This is a genomic window from Pseudoalteromonas thalassia, assembly GCF_049257215.1.
GTDB lineage: Bacteria > Pseudomonadota > Gammaproteobacteria > Enterobacterales > Alteromonadaceae > Pseudoalteromonas > Pseudoalteromonas lipolytica_C.
Genome location: NZ_JBMMUE010000006.1, coordinates 72,095 through 83,892, shown reverse-complemented (window position 1 = coordinate 83,892; position 11,798 = coordinate 72,095). Strand labels below are relative to the sequence as shown.

18 protein-coding genes and 2 tRNA genes are annotated in these 11,798 nt (G+C 40.0%); 8 read left to right on the top strand and 12 right to left on the bottom strand.

Going from position 1 to position 11,798, the window contains the following annotated elements; genetic code table 11:
- Window positions 1-8 precede the first annotated feature (8 nt).
- Window positions 9-539, top strand: a complete 531-nt coding sequence (locus tag AAEU31_RS09270; protein WP_421967052.1) for a DUF924 family protein — start codon at window positions 9-11, stop codon at window positions 537-539.
- Window positions 540-652: 113 nt separating this feature from the next.
- Window positions 653-1,099 (top strand): DUF4826 family protein, encoded by a 447-nt coding sequence (locus tag AAEU31_RS09265; RefSeq protein WP_135924855.1) that lies wholly within the window; start codon window positions 653-655, stop codon window positions 1,097-1,099.
- Between the two features lie 46 nt (window positions 1,100-1,145).
- On the opposite strand, the gene AAEU31_RS09260 is transcribed toward AAEU31_RS09265, so the two are convergent.
- From AAEU31_RS09260 to AAEU31_RS09205, 12 genes are all read right to left on the bottom strand, one after another.
- On the bottom strand, window positions 1,146-1,607 hold the full coding sequence (locus tag AAEU31_RS09260; RefSeq protein WP_135924853.1) for a GNAT family N-acetyltransferase: 462 nt from the start codon (window positions 1,605-1,607) through the stop codon (window positions 1,146-1,148).
- Between the two features lie 12 nt (window positions 1,608-1,619).
- Window positions 1,620-2,765, bottom strand: coding sequence for a cupin domain-containing protein (locus AAEU31_RS09255; protein ID WP_135924851.1), 1,146 nt, complete (start codon window positions 2,763-2,765; stop codon window positions 1,620-1,622).
- 73 nt (window positions 2,766-2,838) lie between these two features.
- Window positions 2,839-4,209 (bottom strand): adenylosuccinate lyase, encoded by a 1,371-nt coding sequence (purB, locus tag AAEU31_RS09250; RefSeq protein WP_135924849.1) that lies wholly within the window; start codon window positions 4,207-4,209, stop codon window positions 2,839-2,841.
- 33 nt (window positions 4,210-4,242) lie between these two features.
- A complete protein-coding gene (gene hflD / locus AAEU31_RS09245) occupies window positions 4,243-4,845 on the bottom strand; it encodes a high frequency lysogenization protein HflD (RefSeq protein ID WP_138557585.1) in 603 nt (200 codons plus the stop codon).
- Window positions 4,845-5,945, bottom strand: coding sequence for a tRNA 2-thiouridine(34) synthase MnmA (mnmA, locus tag AAEU31_RS09240; protein WP_119852693.1), 1,101 nt, complete (start codon window positions 5,943-5,945; stop codon window positions 4,845-4,847). Before mnmA ends, hflD begins: the two co-directional genes overlap by 1 nt.
- Before the next feature lie 176 nt (window positions 5,946-6,121).
- Entirely contained in the window at window positions 6,122-6,556 is a 435-nt protein-coding gene (locus tag AAEU31_RS09235; protein ID WP_199526424.1) for an NUDIX hydrolase, read from the bottom strand.
- The gene (locus AAEU31_RS09230) at window positions 6,549-7,196 is read right to left on the bottom strand and encodes a pseudouridine synthase (protein WP_421967051.1); all 648 of its coding nucleotides are present in this window, start codon (window positions 7,194-7,196) and stop codon (window positions 6,549-6,551) included. The genes AAEU31_RS09235 and AAEU31_RS09230 overlap by 8 nt, the downstream gene beginning before the upstream one ends.
- Window positions 7,196-7,525 (bottom strand): TusE/DsrC/DsvC family sulfur relay protein, encoded by a 330-nt coding sequence (locus AAEU31_RS09225; RefSeq protein WP_135924837.1) that lies wholly within the window; start codon window positions 7,523-7,525, stop codon window positions 7,196-7,198. The genes AAEU31_RS09230 and AAEU31_RS09225 overlap by 1 nt, the downstream gene beginning before the upstream one ends.
- A gap of 3 nt (window positions 7,526-7,528) precedes the next feature.
- Window positions 7,529-7,795, bottom strand: a complete 267-nt coding sequence (gene tusB / locus AAEU31_RS09220; protein ID WP_135924835.1) for a sulfurtransferase complex subunit TusB — start codon at window positions 7,793-7,795, stop codon at window positions 7,529-7,531.
- Window positions 7,792-8,148, bottom strand: a complete 357-nt coding sequence (gene tusC / locus AAEU31_RS09215; RefSeq protein WP_421967050.1) for a sulfurtransferase complex subunit TusC — start codon at window positions 8,146-8,148, stop codon at window positions 7,792-7,794. The genes tusB and tusC overlap by 4 nt, the downstream gene beginning before the upstream one ends.
- A complete protein-coding gene (gene tusD / locus AAEU31_RS09210) occupies window positions 8,145-8,498 on the bottom strand; it encodes a sulfurtransferase complex subunit TusD (RefSeq protein WP_135924830.1) in 354 nt (117 codons plus the stop codon). The genes tusC and tusD overlap by 4 nt, the downstream gene beginning before the upstream one ends.
- Before the next feature lie 55 nt (window positions 8,499-8,553).
- A complete protein-coding gene (locus AAEU31_RS09205; RefSeq protein ID WP_135924827.1) occupies window positions 8,554-9,219 on the bottom strand; it encodes a Bax inhibitor-1/YccA family protein in 666 nt (221 codons plus the stop codon).
- A 259-nt stretch (window positions 9,220-9,478) separates the two neighbouring features.
- Between AAEU31_RS09205 and AAEU31_RS09200 the strand changes: the two genes are divergently transcribed.
- From AAEU31_RS09200 to proQ, 6 genes are all read left to right on the top strand, one after another.
- A tRNA-Ser gene (locus tag AAEU31_RS09200) sits at window positions 9,479-9,569 on the top strand.
- A 42-nt stretch (window positions 9,570-9,611) separates the two neighbouring features.
- A tRNA-Ser gene (locus tag AAEU31_RS09195) sits at window positions 9,612-9,702 on the top strand.
- Window positions 9,703-9,854: 152 nt separating this feature from the next.
- Window positions 9,855-10,250, top strand: coding sequence for a hypothetical protein (locus AAEU31_RS09190; protein ID WP_421967049.1), 396 nt, complete (start codon window positions 9,855-9,857; stop codon window positions 10,248-10,250).
- Window positions 10,251-10,375: 125 nt separating this feature from the next.
- On the top strand, window positions 10,376-10,837 hold the full coding sequence (locus AAEU31_RS09185) for a free L-methionine (R)-S-oxide reductase MsrC (RefSeq protein ID WP_135924823.1): 462 nt from the start codon (window positions 10,376-10,378) through the stop codon (window positions 10,835-10,837).
- The gene (locus AAEU31_RS09180) at window positions 10,834-11,112 is read left to right on the top strand and encodes a hypothetical protein (RefSeq protein WP_135924820.1); all 279 of its coding nucleotides are present in this window, start codon (window positions 10,834-10,836) and stop codon (window positions 11,110-11,112) included. The genes AAEU31_RS09185 and AAEU31_RS09180 overlap by 4 nt, the downstream gene beginning before the upstream one ends.
- A 14-nt stretch (window positions 11,113-11,126) precedes the next feature.
- Entirely contained in the window at window positions 11,127-11,777 is a 651-nt protein-coding gene (gene proQ, locus AAEU31_RS09175; protein WP_138557580.1) for an RNA chaperone ProQ, read from the top strand.
- Window positions 11,778-11,798: the final 21 nt, after the last annotated feature.

Here is an 11,798-nt window from a genome sequence, read left to right as displayed (position 1 = left end):
GAATGTTAATGGATAAGCAAAGGATTATCGATTTTTGGTTTAATGAATTAGGCTCAGATGCTTGGTATAAGCAATCTGATGACACTGATGCATTAATTACGGTTAAGTTTTCAGAATGTCTATTGCAAGTTATCGCTGGCGAGCATGCTGACTGGCGAGTGGATGCCCTAGGCTCTTTAGCTGAAATTATCGTGTTAGATCAGTTTTCACGCAATATTTATCGAAATACTGCACAGGCTTTTAGCCAAGATCCACAAGCATTAAGCTTAGCGCAAAGAGCAATTGAACTTGGCTTTGATAAAAAGTTGCCCAGCTCTCAAGCTGCGTTTATTTATATGCCGTTTATGCATAGTGAATCCAAAGTTATTCATCAGCAGGCTGAGCAATTGTTTAAAGGCATGAGTAATTATGAATTTGAACTAAAGCACAAAGTTATTATTGATAGGTTTGGTCGCTATCCACACCGCAACGCAATTTTAGGTCGTGAATCAACACCTGAAGAGCTGCAATTTTTAACTCAACCTAACTCTTCTTTTTGAGTTGACTGAATAGTAGGCAAGTAAATTAAAATGCCCTTTGATTGCCCGTAAACACTTGCACAGCGCCATTTTAAACCTTAAAGTGTCAGAAATGTTGTAAAAGAGTAACCACCATGGAACAAAAACAAGCAAGACCATTAACACCAGAAGAACAAGCCGAAGCGCAAAAACAAAGTGTTATGTGGCAAAGAGAATGTTTCCAGAATGCACAAAAGCATTTAGCTGAAAAAGGCGTTATCCCGCAAACAGTTGTTGAGAAAGAAAGCCGTTTCATTGCGCCATTAGTGGCTATTTGGAAGTTTAAAGCACAAAATGGTAAAAGCTATTGGGTTATCACAGGGCGTTTACCAACCGATCACGCAGAAGCGAGTGCAGCAACCAATGCCCGTGAAGTACTTAGATATTTCTCAATGCAATGGCAACTAAAGGCTGATCAACTAATGCAGTCAGGCGCTGTAGATAAGACCAAAGTAGATTTTGCTAATTTACTCATTAACCGCGCTCATGGTTTATATGAGTTATTCGAAAAAGATGACATGTGGCAAAATGAGCCAGCTTAACTTTAAATAAAAAAGCTGAATAATTATATTCAGCTTTTTAAACCATCTAGTGCACCAAAGTGAATGGCCGCGTATCAAATTGCTTGATAGGGCAGAGCATCCGTTGTCTTGGAATTCCTGCCTCCATAAATACTAAGCCATCAGCCGAAAACCCATTTCGTTTAAATCGATCAACTTCATTTAATATGCAATTGATACTAACGCAATCACAGCCTTGTTTTTCAGCTAAACCTACTAAGTAATTCAATAATGATTTGTAAACCGATCGGTTACGGTGTTCAGGTAATACAGCAATCCGCCCAATTAAGCCATCATTACACAAGCGCCCAGTCGCAACTGGACATTTATTACTTTCATCAGTAACAAGTACGTGATGAGCCGTTTTATCTAAATGGTCAAATTCGACGTGTTTTGGAATATGTAATTCGCAAACAAATACCCTCTCTCGGATTTGTTGCAATAGTTCCTTGTCGATACTCCATTCAACTTCATCTATCATGTAGCCCATATAAACACGCTCCTAACAAAACCAAATACCCTCATTTAATAGTGTAGTAAAAGTTTTTAGGAAAATGTGGTTATTTTTTGAACTATTTATGTCGCTAGCGGTCAGTGATGTTTGGTCTGTTAATCTTTTTATTAGAGAAAGATCTTCTAGATCATGCATATAATTGACCCCATTAACACTAAAAAGTACTTTATCATCGATAATTTGATAAATTGCACGTGTGCCGCCTAAGCGTTCAAAAATGAGCATATCATCATCTAACAGTGCTTTTACATCATCAAGCGTGTATGGTTCTTCTAGTGGTGCTAGGTCCATTTCATGTTTTGGCTGGCTCATACTATTGCCAAGCCATGTCTTAAATACTGAGTCATCATTGATTGCAGCAATCATTAATTGCTTCACTTTTTCGGCTTCAGTTTGGCTTAGTTCACCTTTTGAGGCACGTAATTTTAGCTCTGGATCACCATATCGTTGATTACCAAGCTCAGTATCAATCAGGTGATCTGCAAATTGGGATAACAAGTCGCGTTGGTTTGGTGCTCTAAAACCTACAGAATAATTAAGTGCATTTTCAACAGCGTAACCCTCGTGCGGGCAGCCTGGTGGAATATAAAGAATATCACCCGGTTCTAACACACAATCGATCACGGCAGGAAATTGCTCAACTTGTAATAAGCTTTTATTTTGCGCAAATTGTTTTAAGTTCGCATCAGGTAAACCAACGCGCCAATGGCGTTTACCTTCGCCCTGAATAATAAACACATCGTATTGATCTAAATGCGGACCCACGCCACCACCCGGCGTAGAGTAGCTGATCATCAAGTCATCGATACGCCAGTTAGGAATAAAGCGAAATGGTTCCAGTAGTTGCGCTGCATCGTTATGCCAATGGTCAACCGCTTGTACGAGTAACGTAGCGTGCTTCTCAGTTAGCAAGCTAAAGTCTTCAAATGGACCATGGTATGCTTGCCAATCATCTGAGTGATTGGTCACAATACGTGATTCAATGCTTTCTTCCATGGCAAGCCCAGCAAGTTCTTCGGGCTCAATAGGATCAGCAAAATCTTTGAAGCCTTGCTTAATAAGTAATGGTTTTTTTTGCCAATACTCAGCTAAAAATTGCTCTTGGGTTAATGAATTGATGGTTAATTGATACATAACATGACCTAAGCGAATTGATATAAAAAAAGCGAAAGGAAGGCCTTTCGCTTTTTTAAGTCTTAATTTGAATTTAAGCTAAGTTGTCGATGAACTCAACAGCACGACCAATGTAATTAGCCGGTGTTAATTTTTTCATTTCTACTTTTGCTTCTTCAGGTAACTCAAGACCATCGATGAAATCAGCCATGATTTCTTGGTTTACGCGCTTACCACGAGTAAGGTCTTTAAGTTTTTCGTATGGCTTTTCGATACCATATTTACGCATTACCGTTTGAATTGGCTCTGCTAGTAATTCCCAGTTTTGGTCTAGCTCTTCTAGTAAACGCGCTTCGTTTACTTCAAGTTTGCTTACACCTTTTAATGTCGCTTGGTAAGCGATCAAAGTATAGCCCATACCAACACCTAGGTTACGTAACACTGTTGAGTCAGTTAAGTCACGTTGCCAGCGAGAAACAGGTAGTTTTTGCGCAAGGTGAGTAAAGATAGCGTTAGCAATACCTAAGTTACCTTCAGAGTTTTCAAAATCAATCGGGTTTACTTTGTGAGGCATAGTAGATGAACCAATCTCACCTGCGATTGTTTTTTGTTTAAAGTGGTTTAGTGCAATGTAGCCCCAAACGTCACGGTCAAAATCAAGTAATACAGTGTTGAAACGTGCAACTGCATCGAATAACTCTGCAATGTAATCATGCGGCTCGATTTGTGTTGTGAATGGGTTAAATGTTAAACCTAGGCTTGTTACAAATTGCTCAGCGTGGCTGTGCCAATCGTAATCTGGGTAAGCACTAAGGTGAGCGTTGTAGTTACCTACAGCACCGTTGATTTTACCTAACATTTCTACCTTGGCAATTTGGTCACGTTGACGCTTTAAGCGCATGTATACGTTTGCAAACTCTTTGCCCATTGTAGATGGCGTAGCAGGTTGACCGTGGGTACGCGTCATCATCGCAACTGACTTGTACTCAACTGCTTTTTCTTTCAATGCATTTAGAAGTTGGTCACAGTATGGAAGTAATACTTTATCACGCGCTTCTGTAAGCATTAAACCGTGAGACAGGTTATTGATGTCTTCTGAAGTACAGGCAAAGTGAATGAATTCGTTAACTGCGTTAAGCTCTGCGTTGTCAGCTACTTTCTCTTTAAGTAGGTATTCAACTGCTTTTACGTCATGGTTAGTTGTGCGCTCGATCTCTTTAACGCGTGCAGCATCCGCTTCGCTAAAGTTATCAACAATGGCATTAAGTAAAGCATTAGCCTCGTCGCTAAATGCCGGTACTTCTGTGATTGCGCTTGCTGCAGACAAAGCTTGTAACCAACGAACTTCAACAGTTACACGGTATTTGATTAAACCAAATTCGCTGAAAATGCTGCGTAGTTCCGTGGTCTTGCTGCCATAGCGACCATCTACCGGAGAGATAGCGGTTAACGCTGAAAGCTCCATAATGACTCCTAAATTGTCTAGTTTGAACGATAATTAAATTGATTGTTTAGCAATAGCGAGGATTTTTCTTTTTGCAAAGAAAAAATGACGGCGCTTACCGCCCATTTGTCGCCATAACACGGCACTACGAATTCCGGCCAATAATAGGGCACGAATTTTGTTTTGCGTGAGCTGCTGTTTTAATAACTCTGGCTTGCCGTACACTTGAATACGATGCCCAAGGGGGCTTAGCACCGATGAGTAAATATCAGCAAGCGCTGCTACAACAGTGTCATCTGTGATAGCAAAATGGTCGAGGCGACGTTTAACATCATCAATGCGACGACCTAATTCATTTAAGCTGTTTTGTTTTGAACTTAATGCACGTTCTAATTGCATTAAACCACCCACATATTTCACGATTTCGACGTCTTTGTCTGCGCCGGCAGAAAGCTGTGCAATCAAAATGCGATAGCCTTCACGTAAATTATGTTTACCCTGATACACATCTTCAGGGCTATTTGGTGATGTTTCAATTATACAGTTTAATAACTTTTCTAATTCGTGGTCGCTACCTTGGCCATATTGCGCAACTTTTTGTACTTGTTTAGCAACTTGACACATGGCAGCTAACGCCATGACTTGGTGTTCTGTCATTATTTGATCACCGAATCAATAATCCCACCGCCTAAGCAGACTTCGTCAGCATAGAAAACGGCTGATTGACCAGGAGTCACGGCTTTTTGTGGCTCATCAAATAACACGCGTGCCATACCATCTTCACCAACGAGTAATGTACAACTGATATCTTCTTGGCGATAACGGGTTTTAACCGTACAGCGCGTAGTCCCTTTAGGGCCTTCGCGGTCAACCCAGTGAAGTTGATTTGCATTTAAGCCATTACTGTATAGGCGAGGGTGGTCTTTACCTTGGCCAACTACTAGTACGTTGCGCTCAACGTCTTTATCTACAACGTACCAAGGTTCACCTGAGCCTTCTTTCATGCCACCAATTAATAGGCCTTTACGTTGACCCAGCGTGTGGTACATCAAACCTTCGTGCTCACCCACTTCATTGCCATCGGTATCTTCGATTTTACCTGGCTGAGCTGGTAAGAATTTTTGTAAAAAGTCTTTAAATTTACGCTCACCGATAAAGCAAATACCAGTGCTGTCTTTTTTATCATGCGTAATTAAATCTTGCTCTTCAGCAATACGGCGTACTTCTGGTTTTGCAATGTCGCCAACAGGGAAAAGTGTTTGTGCAATATGCTCATGGCTTAATGTGTACAAGAAATAGCTTTGATCTTTGTTGTCATCAAGACCACGACACATGACAAATTTATCACCACGTTTTTCGCGGCGTACATAGTGACCAGTCGCGATATAATCTGCACCCAGTGCTTGCGCTGCAAATTCTAAAAATGCTTTGAATTTGATTTCTTTATTACACATGATGTCTGGGTTTGGTGTACGGCCTGCTTTGTACTCAGCTAAAAAGTACTCAAATACGTTGTCCCAGTATTCGGCTGCAAAATTTACAGTGTGAAGCTCAATGCCTAGCTTGTCGCACACAGCTTGTGCGTCTTTTAGGTCTTCAGCTGCAGCGCAATATTCATCATTATCGTCTTCTTCCCAGTTTTTCATGAACAGGCCTTCAACTTGATAGCCTTGCTGCTTTAATAAATACGCTGATACAGAAGAATCAACACCGCCGGACATACCCACGATGACTTTAATGTGACTATTTTCGCTCATAATATTCGCTGTCATTTTTAACTGCTATGGAAAGGGCGGTATTATATACCCAAACCACCTCAAGATGCGAGTTTCAGTTGGAATTAAAAGCGATTTAGGCAAGGCATTGATTGCAAGTAATAGTGGGTTGGATATAGCATACTTTTAGACGCCCAAACCAGCCAAAATTACAGCGGTTATTGGTAAATCAAACTTAAGGGGTAGGCTTGGCCAGCTAAATGATCTTCAATGCATTTTAAAACCAGCGGGCTTCTAAGTGGTAAGTTTCTTATTTGCTCAATGCTAAACCAATCGGCACTGAGAATGTCATTATCTTGGGGGGATGGTAAATATAGCTCTGGGCAAGTAAAAGCAAAGCTAAAACGCATATAATGGACGCCATTAGCCGCATGTAAATTGTAAATACCAACCAGATGGCTGGCATTAAGGCTAATACCTGTCTCTTCAATAAGCTCACGACAAGCAGCTTCAGCTAAGGTTTCATTTGCCTCCAAATGACCGGCAGGCTGGTTATAACAGATCTCACCTGTGTGTTTATCGCGTTCTTTAACAAGTAAAAACTTATCTTCGCATGTAACGATAGCCGCGACTGTGACATTAGGTTTATGCATCTGGATTGTTCACGACTTTAAACTGACCACTATCCAAACCATTGAGAGTATAGTTACCAATGCTGTAACGAATTAATCGTAAAGTAGGAAAGCCAACATGAGCAGTCATGCGACGAACTTGGCGATTGCGTCCCTCAGTGATAGAGATTTCCAACCAGCTGGTAGGTATGTTTTTTCGCTCGCGAACGGGCGGGGTGCGCGGCCAAATTGATGGTTCGTTAATGCGTTTAACCTTGGCAGGCTTGGTCATGCCATCTTTAAGCTCTACGCCTTTGTTTAGGGCAAAAATAGCCTCATCACTGACATCGCCTTCTACTTGAACCCAATACGTTTTAGCTGTTTTTTTATTGGGTTCAGTGAGTGTATGTTGTAACTTGCCGCAGTTTGTAAGTAGCAAAAGCCCTTCGCTATCTCTGTCTAAGCGTCCTGCTGCATACACGTTTTTAATACTAATAAAGTCGGCAAGCGTTTTGCGGTTTTGATCATCAGTAAATTGGCAAAGCACATCAAATGGTTTGTTAAACAGCACTACTTTGCGCTGCTCTGGGCTGATTGCTTTTTTAACTTGGCGTTTTTGCGTGGGCCTTGAATACGTTCGACCGCTACTACGACGTGGTTTGCTATTGGCTTTGTTTACCATTAAATGCACCTAGCCGGTTTAGGCAAACCTGCAATTTTAGTTGCTTGTTTAGCTGGGCCTTTGGGAAATAGTTTATATAAGTACATACTATTACCTTTTTCTTCACCTAGTTTTTGGGCCATGGCTTTGACCAGCATACGGATTGCTGGGCTGGTGTTGTATTCTAAGTAAAAATCACGCACAAAGTGCACAACTTCCCAGTGCTGTTCACTTAACGTAATATTCTCTTGCTCAGCAATGATTGGTGCAAGCTCTTCACACCAATCATTTGAGTCAAGTAAATAACCTTGTTTGTCAGTTTCTATTTGTTTGTTATTAAATTCAAGCATGGTTTACCAAGTAATCGTGTTCTTTGTGTTTAAAGTCATTTCTACAAATTGCGTGTAGTCGATTGCGATGTCGCCCAAGCTTATAGAGATATTTCGTGCTGTGGCATCTTCATTGAGTAAATATAAAGCGGATGAAAATTGCTTAAATTGCGTGCTGCTGTAGCAAGCGTCGCTAACTAATAGAATAGTATCCTCTGCGGCTATTAAATTTGCTAGCGTATTGGTGCAATAATGAGAAAGTGGTTTAGCAAATATATGAAGTGTGCTCATAATGTTACCACCTGATCTTGTTGGCTTATTAAATGACGTTGCTGCTCAAAACTGGCTACCTTCACATCAATAATTAATTTATCTTTTGTTAAATTAAAGTCTATTAATGATTTTTCACACACATAAATATTTTCTACATCATATAACTCAAGCGTCTTAATGGTTTTAAAATAGTTTTTGATACCAAGTTGTTCTGGCTGTTGATTCTTTTTTAGAGCTAAAACTGCCTCACTACTGAGCAACCAGCTAATGTTTTGTTCAATAGCAGCGAAAATTAGCGTTGTGTCGAGTGAGTCACGAATATGCTGGTCATCAAACGGGCTGTGTTGGCTAATAACTAAAACGTTTTTCATTTAAATTGCACCCATTTATCAGCATCACTTGCAAGCATTGCAAACTCAGCTAACCCCGCCACTGTGAAAACACCCGTCTGGTTAATATCTAATCCTCGTTTTTCTGCAGCTGTAACGCATAATAAAAGCGGAATAGCTTGTTCATGTAAACCTTGCCACAAACGACTTATTGGTAGCTCGTCACTGGCAAGTTCTAAATGTTGGCTGGCATGAAAAACACCTGCTTGGTATAAAAATACAGCTGAGATAGTGTGACCTGACTCAATGCATGCCTGTGAAAATTTAATCAGACGTTGTGTAGTATCGTGGTCAGTCGGTGCAGTGTGAAGAGAAAGTACAAATTTTGCCAAAACGCATCCAATAAAAAAGCCCCTAGAAAGGGGCTATTTTAACAGAACTATTTAATTAGTCATCACTTGCACCAAGTAGGTGTAGAAGAGATGTAAATAAGTTATAGACGTTCAGGTATAAAGATACTGTGGCACGAATATAGTTAGTCTCGCCACCATTTATGATACGGCTTGTATCGAATAAGATTAAACCAGACATAATCAATACTACAGCTGCATTAATAACCATAAAGGTGATAGAGCTACCAATAAAGAGGTTTACTAAGCTTGCAATGATAACCACGATTAAACCAACAGTTAAAAAGCCGCCCATAAATGAGAAGTCTTTTTTAGTGGTAAGTGCATACGCAGACAAACCAAAGAAGATCAACGCAGTAGAACCAAGCGCTTGCATTATTAGCATTGGACCGTTCGGCATTGCTGCATAGTAGTTAAGCATAGGGCCAAGGCCCGCGCCCATCAAACCAGTAAATACAAACACCCATGCAACACCTGATGCACTGTCAGCCTTTTTGTTAACTACAAAAAGAACACCAAATGCAATCAAGCTAAATACTAACCCCATAAAATAAGGTAGATTCATCGCCATTGAAATACCTGCAGTTACTGCGCTAAAAGCAAGTGTCATAGCCAGTAAAAAGTAAGTATTTTTTAATACTTTATTTGTTTCAATAGTCGACATTACCGGTCTAGTGGTATTGTACGATTGATTAAACGCCATTGTTAGAGCTCCTTTGAATGAACTTAATTCGTTCGTTAGTTCCAATATTAAACTGAAACTAAGCCTATCAAGAGTTATATGTTTGGGCAAACCTTTGTAGATCAATAGACATGTAAAATAATCAAAAAGTTCAAATCGATTATATTTTGACTTTAATTGTGTTAATGCTGAGCGATTTAGTTGTTTTTTAATCACTTAAACAGATTTTTGAAAAAAAAGCTTCACAAACACAGCTGCCTTATCTATTATGCACGCCGTCGGAGAGATGGCAGAGTGGTCGAATGCACCGGTCTTGAAAACCGGCAGGGGTTTGTAGCCCCTCTAGGGTTCAAATCCCTATCTCTCCACCATTATTTTTACTACTTGCGTTAGCGAGTAGGTTTTTCGCATTCGGAGAGATGGCAGAGTGGTCGAATGCACCGGTCTTGAAAACCGGCAGGGGTTTGTAGCCCCTCTAGGGTTCAAATCCCTATCTCTCCACCATCATTGAAGCCGCTGAATTTATTCAGCGGCTTTTTTGTTTCTACAGCCTTTCCTCAGTCTTACAAATTACGACTATTGTCGATATTTCGCATTTCAACCACTTAGTCCATGCTTTACGTATCTCGTATTATCTTTGTGAAATTAGGGAATTTATGAAACATCGTTTAGCAAAGAGTGTAGGACTTTCATTATTATCGCCCGTTATCGTAGGTTGTATCCTCGGCCTTTATTATGCTTTTACCTTAGATGGTAATGGGCTGAGTATTTTTTTTAATCTACTTGTCAGTGCAATCGCTAATGCGCACATTGTGGGTCTTACAATGGCGGCGTTTGTAGTGCCGGGTTATTTACTTATGTATAAATATGCAAAAGTAAACTATTCGGGCGTTTTGACACTGGGATTATTAGGTGGGGCAATTTTTAGTTACTTGTTAAGTGCAACTACAGGGATGGCATTTGTAATCAATGCAGTAATGTCTGCCTTAGCAGCAGGGCTGTTTTTATTTGGTTTAAGACAGGGGTTAGCAACCCAATCTCGACATCAATAGCAGAATATTTAATCAAGCTAGCTTATTTTAAGGGCAAATTGTTTTTTTTTGCCCTTAAAAGGTTTCATTTATTGCTTACAAAGAGTACCTTTAGCTACTGTATGTTTAATAAGAAGTAGTTTGGTATGCAAAAGCAGGATTTTTACCAGTCATTAGTTAAACAAGCTGAATCACTAATTGCAGGTGAATCAAATGTCATTGCAAATATGGCAAATTTAAGTGCGTTGTTGTTTACCTCTTTAGAGGATATAAACTGGGCGGGCTTTTATCTAATGGATTCTCCCGAAGAATTAGTGTTAGGGCCGTTTCAAGGCAATCCAGCATGCATCCGTATTCCAGTAGGTAAAGGAGTATGTGGGACTGCTGCACAAACACAACAAACACAATTAGTTGAAGATGTTCACGCATTTGCAGGTCATATTGCATGTGATGCAGCATCAAATTCTGAAATTGTTGTACCTGTTTTTAAAGATGGTAAAGTGTTTGCTGTACTTGATATTGATAGCCCGAGCATTGGCCGTTTTGATACTGATGATCAAGCTGGTTTAGAAGCATTGGTAAAATGCTTTGAGGCAAATCTAAAATGAAAGATCTGCTAAATGTGCAAGATTACCTTTTTGCGATTCACGATGTAGGTGATTGGGAAGGGGAAGAAGAAGTTGTTGCTGAAAGGCTCAACGACTTGATTCACATGGCTTGGGATCGTCTACCTGATGACCTTGACTGTGAATCAATTGATGAAATTATTAATGGTATTTGGGAACACCTTCGCGGTGATTTAGCGCTTATTGAAGCGGACTTCGAAGAGTTGACCGACTGGGTAACACACTATGTCGATTCATCACTTGATGAAAAGATGTAATAAAAGGTTCTAACATGGAAACCACAAACAAGCTAAAAGATATTAATGAAGTACTGGATTTCTTATACCAAGAATTTCCACAATGTTTTAAACAAAAAGACGGCATTCAACCGCTAAAAGTAGGTATTTTTAAAGATATCGCTGAGCGCATTGAAGGTTCTGAGAAAGTAAGTAAAACTCAGGTTCGTCAAGCGCTAAGAAAATACACCTCTAATTGGCGTTATTTAGAAGCAGTAACTAAATCTGAGTTTCGTATCGATCTTGATGGTAATCAAGACGAAAAAGTGGAACAAGAACACGTTGAACATGCACAAAAAGCGTTAGAAGAAAGCCGTGCAAAAATGGCTAAACGCAAAAAGCAACAACGTCCACGCAAAGACGGTGACACAAAATCTTACAAAAAGAATACGGGTCATCATGCAAAATCAGCTGAAAAAGGCGCTAAAGTTAGCAATAAGCCTGCAAAAGCTGCACCTGCAAAACGTTCTGGAAAAGTTGAACCTTTACCTGCCTCTGAGGTCAAGGTAAATAGCAAAGTTAAAGTTAAACTTGGCCAAGCACTTGTTAATGCGGTTATTACTGAAGTGAACAAAGATGAGGTTCATGTTGAGTTAGTAACAGGGATGCAAGTTAAGACCAAAGCAGACAGCCTGTATATCATTTAATAGCTGTAAAAAATTAAGGAG

Excerpts from the sequence above, each read along its gene's own strand:
- AAEU31_RS09270 (WP_421967052.1), top strand. The coding sequence starts at position 9 with ATGGATAAGCAAAGGATTATCGATTTTTGGTTTAATGAATTAGGCTCA.
- AAEU31_RS09265 (WP_135924855.1), top strand. The coding sequence starts at position 653 with ATGGAACAAAAACAAGCAAGACCATTAACACCAGAAGAACAAGCCGAA.
- AAEU31_RS09260 (WP_135924853.1), bottom strand. The coding sequence starts at position 1,607 with ATGGGCTACATGATAGATGAAGTTGAATGGAGTATCGACAAGGAACTA.
- AAEU31_RS09255 (WP_135924851.1), bottom strand. The coding sequence starts at position 2,765 with ATGTATCAATTAACCATCAATTCATTAACCCAAGAGCAATTTTTAGCT.
- purB (WP_135924849.1), bottom strand. The coding sequence starts at position 4,209 with ATGGAGCTTTCAGCGTTAACCGCTATCTCTCCGGTAGATGGTCGCTAT.
- hflD (WP_138557585.1), bottom strand. The coding sequence starts at position 4,845 with ATGACAGAACACCAAGTCATGGCGTTAGCTGCCATGTGTCAAGTTGCT.
- mnmA (WP_119852693.1), bottom strand. The coding sequence starts at position 5,945 with ATGAGCGAAAATAGTCACATTAAAGTCATCGTGGGTATGTCCGGCGGT.
- AAEU31_RS09235 (WP_199526424.1), bottom strand. The coding sequence starts at position 6,556 with ATGCATAAACCTAATGTCACAGTCGCGGCTATCGTTACATGCGAAGAT.
- AAEU31_RS09230 (WP_421967051.1), bottom strand. The coding sequence starts at position 7,196 with ATGGTAAACAAAGCCAATAGCAAACCACGTCGTAGTAGCGGTCGAACG.
- AAEU31_RS09225 (WP_135924837.1), bottom strand. The coding sequence starts at position 7,525 with ATGCTTGAATTTAATAACAAACAAATAGAAACTGACAAACAAGGTTAT.
- tusB (WP_135924835.1), bottom strand. The coding sequence starts at position 7,795 with ATGAGCACACTTCATATATTTGCTAAACCACTTTCTCATTATTGCACC.
- tusC (WP_421967050.1), bottom strand. The coding sequence starts at position 8,148 with ATGAAAAACGTTTTAGTTATTAGCCAACACAGCCCGTTTGATGACCAG.
- AAEU31_RS09205 (WP_135924827.1), bottom strand. The coding sequence starts at position 9,219 with ATGGCGTTTAATCAATCGTACAATACCACTAGACCGGTAATGTCGACT.
- AAEU31_RS09190 (WP_421967049.1), top strand. The coding sequence starts at position 9,855 with ATGAAACATCGTTTAGCAAAGAGTGTAGGACTTTCATTATTATCGCCC.
- AAEU31_RS09185 (WP_135924823.1), top strand. The coding sequence starts at position 10,376 with ATGCAAAAGCAGGATTTTTACCAGTCATTAGTTAAACAAGCTGAATCA.
- AAEU31_RS09180 (WP_135924820.1), top strand. The coding sequence starts at position 10,834 with ATGAAAGATCTGCTAAATGTGCAAGATTACCTTTTTGCGATTCACGAT.
- proQ (WP_138557580.1), top strand. The coding sequence starts at position 11,127 with ATGGAAACCACAAACAAGCTAAAAGATATTAATGAAGTACTGGATTTC.